The organism is Petrimonas sulfuriphila (assembly GCA_038561985.1).
GTDB lineage: Bacteria > Bacteroidota > Bacteroidia > Bacteroidales > Dysgonomonadaceae > Petrimonas > Petrimonas sulfuriphila.
Genome location: CP073276.1, coordinates 3335896 through 3355144 on the forward strand (window position 1 = coordinate 3335896; position 19249 = coordinate 3355144).

Annotated in this window: 18 protein-coding genes; 3 read left to right on the top strand and 15 right to left on the bottom strand. The window is 40.8% G+C overall.

All coding sequences use genetic code 11. The features are described 5' to 3' along the window. Nucleotides 1-4 precede the first annotated feature (4 nt). The 9 genes from KCV26_14125 to KCV26_14165 all read right to left on the bottom strand — a co-directional run bounded on the left by KCV26_14125 (nucleotide 5) and on the right by KCV26_14165 (nucleotide 10595). Nucleotides 5-1687, bottom strand: a complete 1683-nt coding sequence (locus KCV26_14125) for a RagB/SusD family nutrient uptake outer membrane protein (protein ID WZX36417.1) — start codon at nucleotides 1685-1687, stop codon at nucleotides 5-7. A 12-nt stretch (nucleotides 1688-1699) separates the two neighbouring features. Then, complete coding sequence (locus tag KCV26_14130; GenBank protein WZX36418.1) at nucleotides 1700-5161, bottom strand: TonB-dependent receptor; 3462 nt, start codon at nucleotides 5159-5161, stop codon at nucleotides 1700-1702. Between the two features lie 179 nt (nucleotides 5162-5340). After that, nucleotides 5341-6363 (bottom strand): DUF4974 domain-containing protein, encoded by a 1023-nt coding sequence (locus KCV26_14135; protein ID WZX36419.1) that lies wholly within the window; start codon nucleotides 6361-6363, stop codon nucleotides 5341-5343. 118 nt (nucleotides 6364-6481) lie between these two features. Continuing rightward, a complete protein-coding gene (locus KCV26_14140; protein ID WZX36420.1) occupies nucleotides 6482-7048 on the bottom strand; it encodes an RNA polymerase sigma-70 factor in 567 nt (188 codons plus the stop codon). Between the two features lie 17 nt (nucleotides 7049-7065). Next, on the bottom strand, nucleotides 7066-8238 hold the full coding sequence (locus KCV26_14145) for a glycoside hydrolase family 99-like domain-containing protein (GenBank protein WZX36421.1): 1173 nt from the start codon (nucleotides 8236-8238) through the stop codon (nucleotides 7066-7068). Nucleotides 8239-8353: 115 nt separating this feature from the next. After that, nucleotides 8354-9040 carry an ATP-binding cassette domain-containing protein gene (locus KCV26_14150; GenBank protein ID WZX36422.1) on the bottom strand — a complete coding sequence of 229 codons (687 nt, stop codon included), beginning with the start codon at nucleotides 9038-9040 and terminating at the stop codon, nucleotides 8354-8356. After that, nucleotides 9040-9507 carry a DUF4870 domain-containing protein gene (locus tag KCV26_14155; protein WZX36423.1) on the bottom strand — a complete coding sequence of 156 codons (468 nt, stop codon included), beginning with the start codon at nucleotides 9505-9507 and terminating at the stop codon, nucleotides 9040-9042. The genes KCV26_14150 and KCV26_14155 overlap by 1 nt, the downstream gene beginning before the upstream one ends. A 32-nt stretch (nucleotides 9508-9539) precedes the next feature. Next, nucleotides 9540-10124 carry a redoxin domain-containing protein gene (locus tag KCV26_14160; protein WZX36424.1) on the bottom strand — a complete coding sequence of 195 codons (585 nt, stop codon included), beginning with the start codon at nucleotides 10122-10124 and terminating at the stop codon, nucleotides 9540-9542. A gap of 63 nt (nucleotides 10125-10187) precedes the next feature. Continuing rightward, nucleotides 10188-10595, bottom strand: coding sequence for a VanZ family protein (locus KCV26_14165; GenBank protein ID WZX36425.1), 408 nt, complete (start codon nucleotides 10593-10595; stop codon nucleotides 10188-10190). A gap of 175 nt (nucleotides 10596-10770) precedes the next feature. Between KCV26_14165 and KCV26_14170 the strand changes: the two genes are divergently transcribed. The 3 genes from KCV26_14170 to KCV26_14180 are packed head-to-tail and all read left to right on the top strand — an operon-like array spanning nucleotide 10771 to nucleotide 13978. Then, complete coding sequence (locus KCV26_14170) at nucleotides 10771-12444, top strand: S41 family peptidase (protein WZX36426.1); 1674 nt, start codon at nucleotides 10771-10773, stop codon at nucleotides 12442-12444. Nucleotides 12445-12454: 10 nt separating this feature from the next. Next, nucleotides 12455-13519, top strand: coding sequence for a CapA family protein (locus KCV26_14175; GenBank protein WZX36427.1), 1065 nt, complete (start codon nucleotides 12455-12457; stop codon nucleotides 13517-13519). Between the two features lie 3 nt (nucleotides 13520-13522). Further along, complete coding sequence (locus tag KCV26_14180; GenBank protein WZX36428.1) at nucleotides 13523-13978, top strand: MgtC/SapB family protein; 456 nt, start codon at nucleotides 13523-13525, stop codon at nucleotides 13976-13978. 3 nt (nucleotides 13979-13981) lie between these two features. Here the strand turns inward: KCV26_14180 and KCV26_14185 are convergent, their stop codons facing one another. The 6 genes from KCV26_14185 to KCV26_14210 form a co-directional block, all read right to left on the bottom strand. Further along, on the bottom strand, nucleotides 13982-14839 hold the full coding sequence (locus tag KCV26_14185) for a DUF1460 domain-containing protein (GenBank protein WZX36429.1): 858 nt from the start codon (nucleotides 14837-14839) through the stop codon (nucleotides 13982-13984). Nucleotides 14840-14863: 24 nt separating this feature from the next. Further along, nucleotides 14864-15526: a uracil-DNA glycosylase gene (ung, locus tag KCV26_14190; protein ID WZX36430.1), complete on the bottom strand. Its 663-nt coding sequence runs from the start codon at nucleotides 15524-15526 to the stop codon at nucleotides 14864-14866. A gap of 167 nt (nucleotides 15527-15693) precedes the next feature. Further along, nucleotides 15694-16731 (bottom strand): aspartate--ammonia ligase, encoded by a 1038-nt coding sequence (locus KCV26_14195; protein WZX36431.1) that lies wholly within the window; start codon nucleotides 16729-16731, stop codon nucleotides 15694-15696. 118 nt (nucleotides 16732-16849) lie between these two features. After that, on the bottom strand, nucleotides 16850-17761 hold the full coding sequence (locus KCV26_14200; GenBank protein WZX36432.1) for a dihydroorotate dehydrogenase: 912 nt from the start codon (nucleotides 17759-17761) through the stop codon (nucleotides 16850-16852). Next, a complete protein-coding gene (locus KCV26_14205) occupies nucleotides 17749-18522 on the bottom strand; it encodes a dihydroorotate dehydrogenase electron transfer subunit (GenBank protein WZX36433.1) in 774 nt (257 codons plus the stop codon). Before KCV26_14205 ends, KCV26_14200 begins: the two co-directional genes overlap by 13 nt. Nucleotides 18523-18658: 136 nt before the next feature. After that, nucleotides 18659-19207, bottom strand: a complete 549-nt coding sequence (locus KCV26_14210; protein ID WZX36434.1) for a class I SAM-dependent methyltransferase — start codon at nucleotides 19205-19207, stop codon at nucleotides 18659-18661. Nucleotides 19208-19249 lie beyond the last annotated feature (42 nt).

Sequence of the window (19249 nt, forward strand, 5' to 3'; positions counted from 1 at the left end):
GAAACTATTTGTAATTATCATTTTGAATCAACACTCCGTTTGAAGTGTCAATTTCAGTTTGAGGAATTGGAAATGGCCAACTTTTATCCGTAACTAATTTACCTTTATTGGCGTAGGGCTGTTTTACGTTATAAGTATTCATAACGGTCACAAAATCACCCCAACGCAAAAGATCTATAAATCTATATCCTTCTAATCCAAGCTCCCATCTTCGTTCATTTTTAATCGCTTTCAGTAAATCATCAGAAGCCTTAACTGCTAAATTCGTTTCAAAATATACATCATCAATAGGAATCAAATCAGCTTCAAAAGCCCTGAAGCTGGCTTCTTCATCTTTTTTTGAAGTGGTAACAAAAGCCCTGTAACGAACTTCATTAACTAAACTAGCCACTTTCTGATTATCGCCTCCAGTTTTTAAAAGCGCCTCAGCATACATCAATATGAGATCTGCGTAGCGAATATAGTATGGAGTCCAATCTGAACGAATATCACCCAAAGAATACCCTGCTCTAAATTTATCGGGTACAAATGCTTTCCTGCTTTGCTGAAAATGAACATTATCATAACCTTTATAAGAGTGTTCAATTTGCTTACCTCCCACGTTCGGAAAGATATCTCCTGATTTTATAACGGAAAACAATTTTCTGGGATCTCTTTTGTCAAAAGACTCGGCAAAGTCAATTGTAGGGCAGTTACCTCCCCAACCGCCAACCTCCCCGCGTCCGGCATACATAACGGCAGTACAATAACCAATATCAAGATATCCGGGAACATATTTTCTTATTACAGTAAATATGGTTTCTTTATAAAGTTCTGCACTGTGTTCACCGGCGAAATAATCTCCCCTAAAAAGGTTTTGATAATCTGAAACTAAAGCAAAAGATTTGCTGTCATAAACAGTTTTTGCCGCATTCAAAGCTAGAGTATATTCTACGCCGGCATTACCTTGTAGTTTTCCCGTTTCCATTAATCCGGCAAAAAATAAACAAACTCTTGCTTTGAAAGCGTTAGCTACGTGCTTAGATATCCGACCATATTCATTGCCAGTTACCTGTATTGGCATATTCGGATCAGCTAAACATTCATCAATATCTTTCAGTATTTGTGTTCGTAAATCTTCAATAGAGGCTTTTTCGGGTAATTCAGAAGGTGCAGGGGTGCCCGTTAATAAAGGAACAGTTCCAAAAGTTGAAACTAAATCAAAATAATACCAGGCTCGAAGAAATTTCACTTCGGAGACATACCGTGATTTTACTTGTTCAGAAAGCAAACTTCCATCTGCTGCCACTAAAGATGTAGCAGTACTAATACCTTCAATTGCTGAATTACAACGAGATATTCCGGTATACCTTCGCGTCCACATATTCAATAATTCACCGTTTGAGGTTAATGGCCTTCCAGTAGCTACCTCTTTCGTTTCAGCTCGATCATTTGCATCTGAACCGCCGGCATCCGCATCATCCGTTATATTACTTCCAAGTTCTATCCTATTCAGATAATAATCCCAGTCTCCCCATGGAATCATATTTATGTAACAATTTGTTACGGCTTTAAAAGCAGCATCTGGGGTATTATAATATCCTGCCTCATCAATAGAAGCATATTGTTTCGAATTTAAAAAACTATCTGAACAAGAATAAACTAAAAACAACAAAAAAATGATGGGTATATATATTATTTTTTTCATATTGCGATTTTTTTAAAATTTAACACTTAATCCTATTAGATACTGACGTGCTTGCGGGTAAAACGCAATATCCACACCGTTGAATAAAGGTCTGCTATCAGCAATTTCAGGAGACATGCCCGTGTACTTGGTTAACGTGAATAAATTGTATGCGCCTATCCAAATTCTCATTTCCTGCATATATATTTTTTTGAGAAGATTTGCAGGCAATCTGTATCCAATTTGAATATTTTTCATTTGAAAATATGAGCCGTCTTCGGCTAACCAATCTGATACTTGGACATTTGTTGAATTGTCGGTTGTAATGCGGAATTGCGTATTGGATTTGTTTGTTTCACTCCAAGCATTCTCCATCAAATCCTTTGGTGCATTATAGTAAGCAGTTCCCGAATATAAATCCAATTTTTTCATATTCATAATGGTATTTCCTTGTACACCGTAGAAATCCATTAATAAATCAAAACCTTTGTAATCGAAACTTGCATTTAATCCGAAAGTAAATTTCGGAAACGGGCTACCCAAATATGTTCGATCAGCGTCAGAAATTATTCCGTCATTATTAACGTCAACATATCTCAAGTCACCCGGTCGAGCTTTATCTTGAACGACTTGTTTGCCTTCGGCATTTTTATAGCTGTCGATTTCTTGTTGTGATTGAAAAATTCCGTTGGTCTTTAAACCGTAAAAATAACCTACTGGCTGACCAACTTCAGTTTTCGTAATGGTTTTATTATCATACCCAACTCCGTATAAAGGCTGACCTCCACCTAATGAAAGAACTTTATTGGAGTAAGTAAAGAAATTACCACCTAAAGAATAATTAAGATCTCCGGTACTTCCCAGATAATTAATACTTAATTCTATTCCTTTATTCTCAATACTTCCTGCATTTGTCCATGGGTTATTAGTATAACCTAAATAGTGAGGTAGTGGTACCTGCAAAAGCATGTCTTTTGTCTTTTTATAGAATAAGTCACCAACAAAAGTTAATTTGTTATCAAAAAAACCCAAATCTATACCTAAATCCGTCTGTTCTGTAGTTTCCCATTTTACGTTTGGATTACCCATATAGCTTTTTCCACCGGCTAACTGGAAAATCCCGTTAAAGAAGAAATATCCACTGTTAAGACTATATGTTGAACGATACGCTCCTCCGTCTATTGCTTGGTTTCCTATTTGTCCCCAGCTTAAACGCAGTTTTCCATTAGATAGATGACTATCCATGTTTTTCAGAAAACTTTCTTCTGAAAACACCCAAGCAGCTGATGCCGACGGAAATACTCCCCACCTATTTCCGATACCGAAACTGGACGAACCATCGTATCTTAGAGTGGCGGTTAACAAATATCTATCTTGCCACGAATGGAAAAGACGTCCAAAATAGGAAACCATCGATCCATTGTATTTACTTCCCCCGGCAGATGGATTCTTAGTGGCTGCATCAATTACTGTCTGACTTTCCGCATTGGTTACAATACCTGTTTTTGATGCACTGAATGCCCCACCTTTAGTCATTTCAACAGAATTCCCCAATAAAAATGTCGTGTGTTGCTTTCCATTCCAATCGTATGTTTTGTCCAAAGTTAATAAGTTATCAATCACCGTATAATTTGAAAAATAGGATGCTGCACCTACATATCCGTCTATATTATTTTGATAAGCCCCAATATAATAGGAGGGCGTAAAATACTCAGGATTAGCCCTGTATATCGATAAATTTACTGTCCCTCTGTATTTCAACCATTTGAAGATGTCAATATCCAACGTGCTTCCTCCTCTAAAGGTAACATCCTTCCACCTATTATTCTTATTTATATCCAATTGTGCAACCGGATTGGCTCTGTTGTTAAAAAAAACAGGACTGTAAGCCGTATAAGGATTACTTGCGTCAATTTTGTCAATCAACAATAAGTTGGCCAATAAAGGAGCTACGTTATTTAAATTGGTTCTAAAAATTGGGGTAACCGGATCTACTGTTAATGAGGAGAATATTGTTCCATCGTAAATAGTGTTTTCCACTACATTGCGGCGTTCTTGCGAAACAATGGAAAAATTGCTGGAAAGCCTGGCCCAGCTGGTTAACTGATTGTCCACGGTTGTTCTCCATGAAACTCTTTTAAAGTCAGATTCTTTCACAATTCCATCCTGAGACATATAACCAAGGGAAGAATAATAAGAGGTTTTTTCTGTTCCGTTGGAGATGGATAAATTATAATTACGGATGGGAGCAGATTGAAATATTTGCTCCTGCCAGTCCGTACCTTTTGTACTACCGAAATTATTCTTCAAGAAATCCAATAATTGTTGCTTGTCACTTGACGAAATCCAAGGTTGTCCAGTTCCGTTTGTATAGGCTAAGTTCCGATAATCAATAAACTCTTCAGCATCTAAAAGATCGAATTTTTTTGTAACATTTTGTTTGCCAAAATAAACATCTAAGTTCACATTCATTCTATGAGTGCTACTCATTGTCCCTTTTTTTGTAGTAATAATAACAACTCCGTTGGCACCACGTGATCCATAAATGGCTTCTGCTGATGCATCCTTCAGAATTTCCATCGATTGGATATCATTTTGATTAAGCCACCCTATATCTGATTGAGGAAAACCATCAACCACATAAAGAGGATCGTTCCCGTTAACCGTTCCGATACCCCTAATCCTTACCGACGGGGGTGTTCCCGGGCTGCCTCCTGTTGACATAATGGTAACCCCAGGGACTTTTCCTTGTAATGCTTCTGATGCAGATCTAACCGGTATTCCGGTTAAATCTTCTCCTTTGACACTAGCAACAGAACCTGTCAAGTCACTTTTCTTCATAGTACCATACCCAACGACCACTACTTCATCCAATGTTTTTGTATCTTCCTGTATTATAACACTTAATGATGTTTGTCCGGTTGTTGTTATTTCATAAGGAAGATAACCAATATAAGATACATGTAGAATGGCATCAAGAGCCACACGCAACGAAAAACTCCCATTAACATCGGTGATAGTGCCATTACTTGTTCCTTTCTCTATAATGTTAGCACCAATAACAGGTTCACCGTTTACATCGGTAACCTTTCCCGTAACAACTTTTTGCTGGGGTTGTTGTTCAGATACCAGTTCGATAGTGCGTTTGCGATCGAAAAAAATATACTTGTCGGAAACAGAATATGACAAAGAAGTGTTTTGGGTCATCACTTCCAGAATTTCTTTAACCGTTTTATCAGTCATATCTAAATTGAACCGGTAAGAATTATCCACATCGCGGTTTTTATAAAAAAACACATAACTCGATTGTTTTTCAATTATGGAAACCACCTCGTTAAAAGTGGCATCCTTTGCTTTAACAGTAATTTTTTCACTTTGTGCGTGACTCAGAGCAAATGCATTACAAATGCCCGCCAACATAAAAATTACGATAAACTTCATGGTTAATACTATTTTTCCGGGTATAAATCCTCGTAAGATTACTATTTTATTCATATATTTGCATGTTTTTGATTGGGTTAGAACTAATTGTTCCGTTAGTTTACCAGACACCCGGAACAGTTGTTAATTGATTAAAAACGCCTTATCTTGAATCGGGTAGTCTATCGAATTGCCCGGTTCTTTTTATTCTTCTTTTATCCGTCCATAGGTTTTAATTTTAAATGATTTAATGTTTATTTTAACGCAATTGTAATGGAGTCGTTGCTAAAAATTGTCCGGAATTCTCCATGAAAATTAATAATCCGCATAACCTCTTCTATGCTCTGATTCGATAAGAATTTACCGGTATACTTCTCCGCACGGCTTTCTTTATCAGTAACAATAATGGTTACACCGTACATTTTACTCAACCGATCAGTTATTTGTTGCAAAGGAACATCCTGAAACGAATATATCCCGTTGGTCCAAGATATTACCTCATGGGTATCGGTCTGGTTCAAGGTTATTTGTCCGGTATATGCATCAAAGCGAAGTTGTTGCTCAGGACTCATTACAATACGATCCCTTAAATTTTTCTCTTCGTCAAAAGTTTCCAGTTGCACTTTTCCACTGATCAGGGTAGTGACGGAATATGCATCTGTTGAATAATCCATAACATTAAATCTCGTTCCCAGCACATTGATTTGTTGTTTATTGCTGTGAACAATAAATAATTTGTTTTCCTGCTTTATTACGTTGAACAATGCTTCACCATCGAGGTATACTTTACGTTCTTCATTTTTAAATTTCTTCGGATATCTTAAATAAGACGACGCATTTAGTTGTACCCACGAACCATCGGGTAAATGAATGGTTTTAGGAAGACTACACGCGGGATTATGAACTTCCACCCAGGTAACGGATGTTTCCTGCCGTATGTAAAACAAAGTAACGCCCCAAATTAAGAATCCAGCGACAGCGGCAGTTGTAGCTATTTTCCAACGGTTGAACAGTATTGATTTTTTCTTTGTAACAACTATCTCATCCTTACTTTTACTTTTTTGAAGTTTTGCCCATAGGCGATTCCATCCGGTTTCCAACTCAACACCATCAATAGACAAATCTCCTTTTCGATAATCATAGATATTTTTTAGTTCGAAAAACAATTTTTTGTTTTTGTCGGTTAAATGAATCCATTCAGAAAAGAAATGCATTTCTTCTTCCGAAACGGTATTTTGTAAAACCCGAATGATTATTTCCTCTATATTAAAGTCCATCAATTACTTATTTCTTCTAATAATCAAAAAGACTCTACGGCCTTTATAGCGTCTTTTGATATATATACGGTTTAAGAACAAAAACTACGTATATAAATTACAAAAAATTAAATAATTTTCACAATAAAACAAAAAAAATGGAGAGAAGTAAAGGCATTAAATTATCACGAATTATTTTCAAAGCTTTATAAACTTGTGTTTCTACGGTTCTTACGGAGATATTTAAATCTTTAGCAATTCTGGCATGTTTTTCTTCTTCAAGGTAAGCTTTAATAAAAATTCTTTTACATTGTGGGGGAAGTCTCTCTATTTCATCATAGACAGCATTGATTTTCTCATTAAATAAAATATCTTCGTTTAAATCATACCATCTTAATTCTTCAATCTTCAGTTCTGCCTGAATCCTTGACACATAAGTCTCTTCAACTTTAAGATGCTCCAGATAATCGAGACAGGCATTTCTTACCATGCGGAAAAGGTAAGCCTTTATTCCGTTTTCATTAAACTTCTCTGAATTTTGGTGATAAAACTTAAGAAACACATCATGTACAATATCTTCAGCTGTGAAGTTATCGACAAACTTTCTGGCAAAGGCGATTAACTGAGGAGCCTGTTGCAGGTAAATTTTTTTTACTTGCTTTTCATCGCCACAGGGTATCATATCTCTTAATCGACCGTTTTGCAATTCAGGTATTTCCTGTTTTAAGGCTCGTATTCCCCGCTCATCACCTCTTTTACGGCTTTTAAATAGCCAAATCCATTCTGCATATCAGGCAGGAGATAGCTCCCCTCCACCCATTCATTCCAGGCATTTATGGTAATGAGTTTCGTTTGTTCAGGATGACTATCAGCATACTTCTTAGCTTGATACAACAAAGCTGCGAAGCTTTCGGGGGTGTTGTGGTAATGAACCACATCCTTCATGCCTTTCGCTGGAAAACGCGGCGTATCATCCCAGCCAACAGATACACATGGGAATAACGGTACGTTCAATATGGAATCCATTTGAGTCCGTATTTTTCTTGAATTGTCGCCGTATACCAAATAATCTTCGTTGAGTCCTCCCATATTATACATGGCAACACTGTTGAACCCCATCTCCTCTACTTTGTTTGAAAATTTTTCAGCCGACTCTTTCGACATGAGGGAGCCTCCCCCCTGGTTCCATTGAATATGCAGGTCCGGGAATCCCGCTTTTTTAACTTCCTCCCGGAAATAATCCAGTGCTTCCCGTGTTCTCTTCGCATCTCCTCCGAAGCTCTCCATCAGCTTGTCAATACTGAAAATAGAGAAAACGGGCTTGCCGTCAATCTTAAAATAATTCGGTTGCTTGAAATATTGATTGATCACCCGGTCAACGATAATCTTAAAATTATTTTCATCAACAACAGCGTTCCACAAAACCGACGTATCGTCCTTATATTTGTGAACATTCCAATAATTGCGCTTTACATCGTGATTGGCCCACATGATATAAAACTGCATCTTCGAGTTATTTTTTGCTTTCAGGAATCCATCGTTCAGCGCACTTTCCAGAAATGGTCCCTCGTCATACCAGTACCAGTCATACACAAAGACATTGACTCCATGTTCCACTGCCAGGTCAATCCATTTCTCAACCACCTTAGGGTCGTTATCCATCTCATAACCCCACAACGGAAGCCTCGGCTGGTAATGGCCTTCAAATCGTGGGTTTCCTTTCTTGATCACCTCCCATTCCCCGGTTCCTTCGGGCCACAACATATCACCGAAACGCTCGTCGTGATGGCACGATGGCCAAATGTAGGCTGCAACGTAATACTCAGAATTATTACTGCTCTCCTTAACCGTGTTTTTTTTATCGGTACATGAAGTTACTGCCATACAGCATGCCATCCATACGGACAACTTTAAAAAAAAATTTACATTAATTTTGAAAACCATAGTATTTGAGTTAAAAAATATTTTTGCAATTATAGTAAAAACTATTGAGAATCCTCCTAACAATTCTCTAATAGCCGAAATTCTTCAAATCGACCAATTCCGTGTTTTCACATTTCATGATACGTCCGGGAAAAGTCTGAACAATGGAATAATTGTGGGTCGACATAATAACAGCAGTGCCCCCACTGGAAATCTGTTGCAGTAAGTCTACAATCTGGCTACCGGTTTCGGGATCCAGATTTCCTGTAGGTTCATCGGCAAGAATCAGCAATGGCGAATTGAGCAACGCCCGGGCAATTACCACACGTTGCTGTTCGCCACCTGAAAGTTCGTGCGGCATTTTGTAGGTTTTGTTTTGCATTCCAACCTGAGTCAATACCTCAATAATACGGTCCTTAATAATTATTTTGTCTTTCCAACCCGTCGCCCGGAGCACAAACTCCAGGTTCTTTTCTACCGTACGGTCGATGAGAAGCTGAAAATCCTGGAAAACGATACCGATCTTTCTACGCAGGTAAGGGATCTGTTTTCTTTTCAAGGCTTGCAAGTGGTAATCGAAGACACGGGCATCGCCGGACTCAATCGGAATTTCAGCATACATACTCTTCAGTAATGTACTTTTCCCCGACCCTACTTTACCGATAATGTATAAAAAATCACCCCGGTTGACCTCCAGGTTCACATCACGTAAAATTATATTTTCCTCTCTGTTGAGTTGTACTCCGGTATATTTTATCAAAAAATCGTCACTCATTATTTTAAAAATTGAATAATAAACGGATATCTCCAGTATTCGCCGTTATTGGCTTTAACAGCAGCCAAAATAACAAAAACCAGGTAAACAATACCCAGAACGACGAGCAACGGAATACCGATAATAGTAATAGCTAGTACCGCACTGTAAATGAGATAGCTGATCGTAAAATTCAATATATTTTTTCCGTGAAGATCCACGTTGGCGTTGATATCCTTATTGATAACCCACATGAGTACGGGCGCCACAAACCCAGCTAACGGTATCAGCAAACCCAGCAATTGGGAAACATGCATCAACATGAGGTAAGTGTTTTCTTCCAGTCCGAAAAGAGGCTTACTGCCCGACGATGTCGACGACGAAATTGTTTCATTCAATATCTTCGCTTTTTCACGTTGGTATTCTTCTTCGGTGATGCTTCCTTTTTCACGAAGTTGGTCCAGAATTTTTAAATCTTCGTATTTCATGATCTTTTTTGTGTTATGTAGTACATTTAATCTTAACTCATAGCTCTCAGCAACTTGTCAATCAAGGAAACCATTTCGTTGAATTCCTCTTCTTCAAACAACCGGGTAAGCATAACGATCTTACCCTCCCTGTCAATAATGATATTGCGCGTGATGCCGGCATCTTTTTCGGCGTACAACCCGAAGATTCCCGCATCCGGATCCATTCCAATGGGATAGGTAACACCGGTTGCCTCACGCAGCACCTGAATTTTTTCTGCCGGTTCCTCCCGGTCAATACCATACAACGCAAACTGGGGATTGTCTTTGTGTTTTTGCCATATCTCTTTCTCGATGTGCGGCATTTCTTTCCGACAAACCCCGCACCAACTGGCGGTAAATTGCAGCATCACCACTCTCCCGCGCAAATCGGATAGTTTTATTTTTTTACCGTCGGGCAAAGCCATCTCAAAATCGGGAGCAGGGTCTCCTACTTTTACCCGGTATTGGCGGTCAAGGGTATCCTGAACCTGAACGGTATTTTGTTTTTGCGTATTAACACCGTTCTTTTTCACGGAGGGGTTACACGATACCAACGCCAGGACAAATAAAAAAATGAAAGATAATCCTTTAAGCATATGATTTTAACGGTTTTCAAAAATAAATCTTTTACGCTAAACGCTTTGTTCTTCGTTTACACTTCACAAAGATAGTTTTTTTTCCTGTTTCCGATTTTTTTTGTATAAAAATAAAGCGATAAGCCAAGCGGTAAGGGAACCCAGGAGGTCGGCCAAAAAATCGGCCAGTTCTGCACTGCGCGAGCTAAAGAAGTACTTCTGCATCAGTTCAATAGCTGCTCCGTATATAACAGGTAAAATAAATCCCCAGAAAACCCAGCGGCTCATTCTGGGACGACCGTTATGCAAGCGATAATAATCAAACAAGGAGACGGCCGACAATACAAAAAACATTCCGAAGTGAGCTATCTTGTCCCAAGCTATAATTTGTGGAAGTTGAGGGACATCATCAGAACTAATCAAGCAGGTTACGGTGAAAATCAGGAATCCAACAAAAACGGGAAGAAGAATATGACGGAGATAATTATTCATATAGGGACATCGTTTTGCAAAAAACGTCTCAAAGATAATTTAAAAACATGACTCCACGCTCAATTTTAAAAACATATAACTAAAACAATCCCTTAAATTCCTGAAAAATTCGTTTCTTTGTCAGCTAAATACAAAAAACAACATACAAAACGATCATTTTCGGATTTCTTTAAATATGAAAAAAATTTCTTTTCTTCTATTAATCGTATTAATCGCAACAACCGTTAAAGCCCAAACCACGCAAACCGATAAAAATCAACGGTATTTCGATATCAACAAAAGCATCGATATTTTCAACTCCGTGATCAGGGAATTGGATATGTTCTACGTGGACAGCGTAAAGGTAGACAGTTTGATCAACGGAACCATCCGCACCATGCTGGCCCGGATGGATCCCTATACGGAGTACTATGCCGAAGAGAATATCGGTGATCTTCAATTTATGACTACAGGCGAATATGGCGGCATAGGGTCAATCATTTCCTACAACAACAACCGGGTGATTATCAACGAACCCTACAAAGGACTTGCGGCCGATAAAGCAGGCCTAAAGGCAGGCGATGCCATTCTGGAAATTGACGGAGCGGATATGGTAAAAGCATCCGTAAAAGAGGTCAGCGATAAGTTAAAAGGAACTCCCGGAACAACGTTGAAACTGAAAATTCAACGTCCCGGAGAAAACAAATCCCGCGAGATAACCCTTGTTCGCGAAAAAATAGAAATCGACCCCATCACCTATTCTGCCGTTTTGGATGATGCCGTGGGATATTTGCATTATTCCGGCTTTACCAACGGCAGCTCGAACCGGGTTAAGGAAACGATCCTGGATCTGAAGAAAAAAGGCGCTGAATCTCTGGTTATTGACCTGCGCGGAAACGGTGGAGGTATTTTGGATGAAGCCGTCAACGTTGTCAACTTCTTCGTGCAGAAAGGGCTTGAGATTGTTTCCACAAGAGGCAAGGTAAAACAATGGGACAGATCGTATCACACTCAAAACCAACCGATCGATACACTTATGCCGATTGTTGTGCTTATCGATACCGGCTCGGCTTCTGCCTCTGAAATTGTTGCCGGCTCACTTCAGGATTTGGACCGGGCTGTTATTATCGGCAATCGCTCCTTCGGAAAAGGCTTGGTGCAGACACCACGTGATTTACCTTACGGTGGAAACATCAAAATCACTACATCGAAGTATTACATTCCAAGCGGACGTTGTATTCAGGCCCTGGATTATTCGCACCGCAATCCCGATGGTTCCGTAGCACGTGTTCCGGATAGTTTGACGCATGTTTTCAAAACTAAAAGCGGTCGTGAAGTGCGTGATGGCGGCGGTATCACCCCTGACTACGTCATTCCCCAGGAAAAAAGCGGCACGATCGGTTATTATTTACTTACCGAAAACATTATTTTCGACTACGTCACCGATTGGGCCCTAAAACATCCGTCCGTTGCACCTCCCGCCAATTTTCATCTTTCCGACGCTGATTACGAACTGTTTAAACAGTTTGTAAAAAGCAAGGATTTTCAGTACGACCAAATGAGCAACCGCTCGTTACAGTCGTTAAAAAACATCATGGAGTTCGAGGGATATTTCAACACAGCTTCGGAAGAATTCAAGGCACTGGAAGAAAAATTGCAACCCAACCTCGATCGTGACCTGGAACTTTTCAGTAAAGAGATCAGGCAGATGATCGAAACCGAGATTGTTCAGCGGTACTATTACAAAGAAGGTGTACTGATGTATGAGCTGAAGGATGATGCGGCACTGAAGAAGGCCAAAGAAGTGCTGAAAGACAAACAACTTTACGCTCGCACGCTCCAGCCGCAACCCGTAACCGGACCTCAATAACCCACTTGCCGTGCGTTTCACTGCTTCAACTTTATTTCTGTTCCTTGCCTTTTCACTTTCACAAGCCCAGGAGAAACAGGTAAGGTTGATTTTTGCCGGAGACGCTATGCAACACCTGCCGCAAATACGTGCAGCACAAACCCCTGACGGATACAATTACGATTCCTGTTTTTATTTGCTGAAGGAGAAAATAGCGTCTGCAGACATCGCTTGTGTGAATTTCGAGACCACATTAGCTGGAAAACCTTATTCGGGATATCCACAATTTAGTGCTCCCGACGAGTTTGCTTCCGGATTGAAAGATGCGGGATTTGATATTTTCTTTCTGGCCAACAACCACGTCGTTGATAAAGGGCGCAGGGGAGTTGAGCGCACACTCGGCGTGCTGGATTCCATCGGGATAAAACATACAGGAGTATTCCGTTCGAAAGACTTCCGGGCATTGAACTACCCTCTTATGGTTATTAAAAACGGTATCCGGATTGCTTTCCTGAACTACACGTACGACACCAACGGACTCCCGGTTACTGCGCCCCATATGGTGAACGTCATCGATACGCTGCAAATGAAAAGCGATTTAAGGCTCACGCAACTTTATAACCCCGATATCGTTATCGCCAATATGCATTGGGGCGATGAATACGTAACCCGTCCGAATGCCGAACAGAAAAGGCTGGCCAGTTTTCTTTTCAGGAACGGTGTCAGAATCATTATCGGCAATCATCCGCACGTAGTACAACCGTTGGCTAAGAATAAAACAAACAACGAGATTGAGACCGTTGTTTATTATTCGCTCGGTAATTTCGTCTCCAACCAGCAAAAAATAAATACCGACGGCGGGGCAATGGCTGAGATAGTTATCCATATGGCGGATGATAACAGTCCGGTGAAGATAATATCGTGCAGTTACTCGTTGATCTGGGTGAGAAAACATACCGAAAACGGGAAGTTGAAATACACGGTCATTCCGGTAGAGGAACACAAAAAAAAGGCAATTCCGGAGCTAACCCCGGAAGAATGGCAAAAAATGAATATCTTTGCAACCAAGGCCGATCAACTAATTGGATCGTTTTAAGCTATGCCAACATGGGAGTTTGTTTTTCGCCTGCTGGCGGCAGTTGCTGCCGGTGGCGCCGTGGGACTTGAACGTCAAATCAATAATAAAAGTGCGGGATTCCGTACCAATACCCTGGTATCGGTAGGTGCCTGTATTTACGTGCTGATCAATGTAATTTTAACCGAAAACGGCGGAGACCCTACCCGGATAATCGGCCAGATCGTAACGGGAATCGGCTTTCTGGGAGCGGGTGTGATCCTGCACAGGGGCATCAATGTCCAGGGCCTCACCACTGCGGCTACGATATGGTGCAGCGCCGCCCTGGGCTCCCTTGCCGGATTGGGTTTGTATGTGGAGCTGTTGATTTCCGCCCTGTTGATTATCCTGGTCAATACGGCCTTCAAGAAAGCGGACAAATGGTTTATGGGAGAGAAGAAAAAGAAAGCCGGAAATAACAACGATCATTCATTCGAATAGAAATCAACGGACAAGCATTACCGTGATTCCCGTACAGGATTTTTGCTTCTTACAATAATCACTCAACGTTTTTTCATCAATCACCACGTTGTTTTTCGCACTCGATGCGTGGATAAACGTCAGTTTACCGTCCTTTTTGTAGGAAAACCCCGTGTGTGTGGTGTCCAACCCTTTGATGGAGGTGGTAAAGGCAATCATCGCCATGTGTGGAATATCTACTTTCGCTGACTCTAACTTTTCTTTAGGGAGGTAGTAAAATCCTCCCCTGGCGTTTATCTCGCCTTCAATATTCCTTATTCTTTCGAGCATTTGATCGTCTGTTTTCAACAAACGGTAAGCAGTGCGGTGCGAAGTCATAAAATCGATGGTTTTCGTTTCAGATATTCCACCCAACCGTTGGCTTGCTTCCGATAAAATTTTCTTTTTCACGTTATCGTAAATCCAGTCAGAAGTGTAATGCAGCCGGGAATCGTAACCATCGACAACACCATTTCTATACCTGATTCGTTTTAGTTGCGAAGCAAAATTGTCAAACGAAAGATCGTCCGAAACAACTGTGTTGGCAAGGGCAATAACTGTTTCCACAAAAGTCACACAATCGAATTCCCGTAAATTTATCACCAGTCTTTCGGTATCGTTTTTATCCAAAGTCCCGGTAACATAAGGCGCATTGAGAAAAAATTCCGCTGTCTGTTGCAAAATCAGTTCTTTTGATTTTGACCGGATAGGGTCTATGTGTTTTCTGTAATGCTCGAAAATAATTTTGTCCTGCGGTTCCCAATCGATGGATTGGGTAAAGGAGACCTGAACATCAAAAAAAAATGAGAAAAATAAGAAAAGATGAATGGGTTTAGGCAACATTTGAAGATTTGTTGAAGTTTACATTTACCAATCTATGGGGGAAATACCGTGAGCCCGTAAATACGTATTTGTTTTACTAAAATGCTTGTTTCCAAAGAATCCCCGATGTGCAGATAATGGCGAAGGGTGCGGGGATTTCAACACAAGATGTCTATTCGTATCAACAACGGAACCTTTACGCTGTGCATAGGCTCCCCAAAGGAGGAAAACCAGATTTTCACGTTCGTTGGCGAGGTGATAAATAGCGGAATCGGTAAATTCTTCCCATCCTTTGTGTTGGTGTGAGCCGGCCTGATGGGCACGGACAGTTAGCGTTGCATTCAATAAAAGAACCCCCTGCCTGCTCCATCTTTCCAAGTTTCCCGATGCCGGAACGGGGTTTCCTAAATCGTTGTGAATCTCTTTGTATATATTGACCAGCGATGGAGGAATTTGTACTCCATCGTTCACTGAAAAACACAATCCATGAGCCTGTCCGGGTTCGTGATACGGATCTTGACCCACAATAACCACCTTTACCTGCTCAAAAGGGCATTGGTCAAAAGAGTTAAAAATCAGCTTTGCCGGCGGATAAACGGCTCGTGTGGAATACTCCTGCCGTACGAAATCAGTCAGGGTTTTAAAATAAGGTTTTTCAAACTCTTCACTCAGTCGTTGTTTCCAGCTCTCTTCTATTTTTACAGTCATAACGGTTTATAAAGCTAGACTATTGCTTGCTAAGGCATGACTCATGCAGGCTTAAGCATTGTCTGTTCGCATAGCCTGACGCAACAGTTGGTTTTTGGTGAGTAAAAATACAAAAAAACAAGCAGAAACAGGAATTTTCAATGAAATTCAACAGAAAAGTCTTCGGCTTATATCAGGAAGATATCGTTCTCTGCAGCTTCTCTTCTCATTTCTTTCGACCATATGCTGGCCTGGATCTCCCCGATATGCGCTTTACGCAAATAGTACATACACAAGCGTGACTGTCCTATCCCTCCACCTATGGAAAGGGGAAGTTCATCGTTGACCAACCGTTTGTGAAAAAACAAACGGAGTTTTTCCTCCTGATTTTTGATTTTTAACTGCTTCAACAAGGCTTTCTTGTCCACCCGAATTCCCATGGATGACAGTTCCACAGCCCTATCTAGCACGGAGTTCCAAACAAGCAAATCGCCATTCAATCCCTCGAAACCCTCCTCGTTGAGTGTTGTCCAGTCGTCGTAATCGGCAGAACGTCCATCGTGTGGCTCACCGTTAGATAAGCTCCCCCCGATACCAATAATAAAAACGGCTCCGCATTCTCTTGCTATGGCATCTTCTCGTTCCTTTGCCGCCAGATCCGGATATTTTTGCAACAAATCTTCAGAAGAAATGAAGGTTATTTCGCGTGGAAGCTCAGGTGTTAACTGAGGAAAATATTCATGTACCAGATATTCGGTACGGAGCATAGCGCTGTAAATCCGCTTTACAACATCTTTCAGGAACGTAACCGTTCTTTCTTTTTCATCGATTACCAACTCCCAATCCCACTGGTCAACATAAAGCGAATGCAGGTTGTCCAATTCTTCATCAGCTCTGATAGCATTCATGTCGGTATAAATACCATACCCCTTTTCTATTCCGTAATCGGCCAGAGTCATTCTTTTCCATTTGGCAAGAGAATGTACAATTTCAGCAACGGTATCGTTCATATCCTTAATAGGAAAACTCACCGGACGCTCTATTCCATTCAGGTCGTCGTTGATTCCGGTTCCCTTTTCCACAAAAAGAGGTGCGGTAACACGCCGTAAACGTAACTCCGATGCTAAATTTTGCTGAAAAAAATCCTTGATTTTTTTAATTCCAAGCTCCGTCTGCCTTAGATTTAACAAGGGTTTATATCCTTTTGGAACAATCAGGTTTGACATTTTATACCGTTTTGATGTAATCGTCTGCAAAGATACATCAATTATTCAGTTTGTCAAATATTTTCATCACAAATACTCATTTTGACAATTTTTTTAATAAAATAAGATCAAAAGAGCATTAAACCTCTAGTTTGCCTATTATTTCGCTGACTGACTTCAAATTATGCCTATCCAGGTAATCGGTAATTCCGTCGATTACTTTCATGGAAACCGCAGGATCTATAAAGTTATAGGTCCCGATTTGTATGGCTGTCGACCCGGCAAGCATAAATTCAATGGCATCGGCTGCATTTGAAATTCCTCCCATCCCGATAACCGGAATTTTCACGGCATTGTATACTTGCCAAACCATTCGCAGCGCGATAGGCTTTATACACGGACCCGACAACCCTCCCGTCACGGTGGAGAGCCTGGGCCTTCTGGTTTCCGCATCGATAGCCATTCCCAGAAATGTATTTACCAGCGAGACAGAATCAGCCCCCTCATCCTCAACCGCTCTCGCAATATCAGCTATATCGGTAACGTTGGGCGATAACTTTACAATCAATGTCTTATGGTAAACATTGCGAACTGCTCTGGTAACGTTTGCAGCCGACTGGCACGAAGTACCAAAAGCCATTCCGCCCTCTTTGATGTTGGGGCAGGAAATGTTCAGTTCAATGGCAGGAACTTTATCCAAATCGGCCAGTCTTTCGGAACATTTTACGTAATCATCGAGCGTTGAGCCCGATACATTAACGATTATGCAGGTATTGTACCCTTTTATTCCGGGATAAATATGTTCGACAAAGTAGTCCACACCTTTATTTTGCAAGCCGACAGAATTAAGCATTCCGGAAGGTGTTTCAGCCATCCTGGGATAGTCGTTGCCTTGTCTCGGCTCCAGGGTAGTTCCCTTGACAAAAATTGCCCCCAACCGGTTCAAGTCAATGAAATCAGCATATTCCACTCCGTAACCGAAGGTTCCCGATGCCGTGGTTACCGGATTTTGCAATTCCAGTTCTCCGATATTTACTTTTAATCGATCCATGTGAGTTCGTTAATGTTAAAGACGGGTCCATCGGTGCAGGCGCAAAGATTTCCCCGGGTTGTTTTCTCGATACAACAGAGGCAAGCTCCGAAACCGCACGCCATAAGATTTTCCAATGATGCTTCACATCCGGTTTTGTTCGTGCGTGCATACCGGGCTACCGCCACCATCATAGGTTTTGGTCCGCATGTATAAATAAAGTCGTATACGTTGTTCCGAAGAACAGAATGATCGGTTACAAATCCTTTTTCGCCCAACGATCCGTCCTCAGTAGTACAGTACACTGTTCCCAACGCCTCAAAATCACTCAATTGAAGTATATCCCTTTGGGAACGTCCCCCTAACAGGAACTCGGGAGAATACCCTTTTTCATTGAGTTTTTTCCCCAGAAAAAGCATGGGAGCAGTGCCCACTCCCCCTCCCACAAGCAGGTATTTGCCCTCTTTCTTCGGAATGGTAAAGGAGTTGCCCAGCGGAAAAATCAGATTCAATAGTTGACCTGCAGGTGTTTCACATATTTTTCGGGTTCCTTCACCCACACGCTGTATCAAAAGCCACATTTCATTTTTTTCCTTATCTACAAAGTTTATGGATATAGGCCTTCGAAGAAACACATTGCCTGAATTACTTACTAAAACCTGAACAAACTGTCCCGGAAACATATCGGGCAACGTATCATTATCTGCCGGAGTAACCTTGATCAGGTTGTTCTGGTAATTAAGAGGTTCGTTTGAGCGAACAATGAAGTCGAGTACTTTCATCGGTGAAAACTTTATTGGGTACAAATTTACACTATAATTTTCAATTCCTGCACAGGCGCACAAAAATAAAACCAGGCTTGCAAAGGGCAAACCTGGTTCTGAAGCAGGATTACGGTTTTTTAAAAACCCCTTTTCTCTATTTTATCCGGCTGCTATCCTTTCTTTTGGGAACCGTCCACAAATATACCGTTCTGCCATCTACTGATACCTGCTTATCTGGCTTCCAGTCACCCATGTCAAAAGCATGAGAAACAACCCTGCTTCCCGGGTTCATTTCTTTCAGTATTTTCGGCATTAATTTCAGGTTGACATCCGGTAGCAGATAAAGGGTTAGCACAGTAGCTTTACTGAAATCAAAATCGAAAAGATTTCCTTCGTAAAATTTCACTTTCTTTTCTACTCCTTTTTTCTTAGCATAAGCATTGGCCTCCTCAATCCTTTCCGGGTTCAGATCCACTCCTATCCCGGTAGCTCCATATTTTTTGGCAGCAGTTATCACTATACGCCCATCACCGCATCCCAAATCGTAAACGACATCGCTCCTGTTTACTTTTGCCAAATCAAGCATAACATCTACCACCTCCATCGGAGTAGGAACATAGGGAACGTCAAGATCTATCTGGGCATTTAACTGTGTGAATGCCAACGTGAATAACAAAACAAACAAGCACTTGACTGATTTCATGTTGTGTAATTTTTAATTGTTAGAAAATAAGGGTCTTATGTA

What these genes read in the sequence shown, in the direction of transcription:
- KCV26_14125 (WZX36417.1), bottom strand. Translation starts at nt 1,687, where the DNA reads ATGAAAAAAATAATATATATACCCATCATTTTTTTGTTGTTTTTAGTT.
- KCV26_14130 (WZX36418.1), bottom strand. Translation starts at nt 5,161, where the DNA reads ATGAATAAAATAGTAATCTTACGAGGATTTATACCCGGAAAAATAGTA.
- KCV26_14135 (WZX36419.1), bottom strand. Translation starts at nt 6,363, where the DNA reads ATGGACTTTAATATAGAGGAAATAATCATTCGGGTTTTACAAAATACC.
- KCV26_14145 (WZX36421.1), bottom strand. Translation starts at nt 8,238, where the DNA reads ATGGCATGCTGTATGGCAGTAACTTCATGTACCGATAAAAAAAACACG.
- KCV26_14150 (WZX36422.1), bottom strand. Translation starts at nt 9,040, where the DNA reads ATGAGTGACGATTTTTTGATAAAATATACCGGAGTACAACTCAACAGA.
- KCV26_14155 (WZX36423.1), bottom strand. Translation starts at nt 9,507, where the DNA reads ATGAAATACGAAGATTTAAAAATTCTGGACCAACTTCGTGAAAAAGGA.
- KCV26_14160 (WZX36424.1), bottom strand. Translation starts at nt 10,124, where the DNA reads ATGCTTAAAGGATTATCTTTCATTTTTTTATTTGTCCTGGCGTTGGTA.
- KCV26_14165 (WZX36425.1), bottom strand. Translation starts at nt 10,595, where the DNA reads ATGAATAATTATCTCCGTCATATTCTTCTTCCCGTTTTTGTTGGATTC.
- KCV26_14170 (WZX36426.1), top strand. Translation starts at nt 10,771, where the DNA reads ATGAAAAAAATTTCTTTTCTTCTATTAATCGTATTAATCGCAACAACC.
- KCV26_14180 (WZX36428.1), top strand. Translation starts at nt 13,523, where the DNA reads ATGCCAACATGGGAGTTTGTTTTTCGCCTGCTGGCGGCAGTTGCTGCC.
- KCV26_14185 (WZX36429.1), bottom strand. Translation starts at nt 14,839, where the DNA reads ATGTTGCCTAAACCCATTCATCTTTTCTTATTTTTCTCATTTTTTTTT.
- ung (WZX36430.1), bottom strand. Translation starts at nt 15,526, where the DNA reads ATGACTGTAAAAATAGAAGAGAGCTGGAAACAACGACTGAGTGAAGAG.
- KCV26_14195 (WZX36431.1), bottom strand. Translation starts at nt 16,731, where the DNA reads ATGTCAAACCTGATTGTTCCAAAAGGATATAAACCCTTGTTAAATCTA.
- KCV26_14200 (WZX36432.1), bottom strand. Translation starts at nt 17,761, where the DNA reads ATGGATCGATTAAAAGTAAATATCGGAGAACTGGAATTGCAAAATCCG.
- KCV26_14205 (WZX36433.1), bottom strand. Translation starts at nt 18,522, where the DNA reads ATGAAAGTACTCGACTTCATTGTTCGCTCAAACGAACCTCTTAATTAC.
- KCV26_14210 (WZX36434.1), bottom strand. Translation starts at nt 19,207, where the DNA reads ATGAAATCAGTCAAGTGCTTGTTTGTTTTGTTATTCACGTTGGCATTC.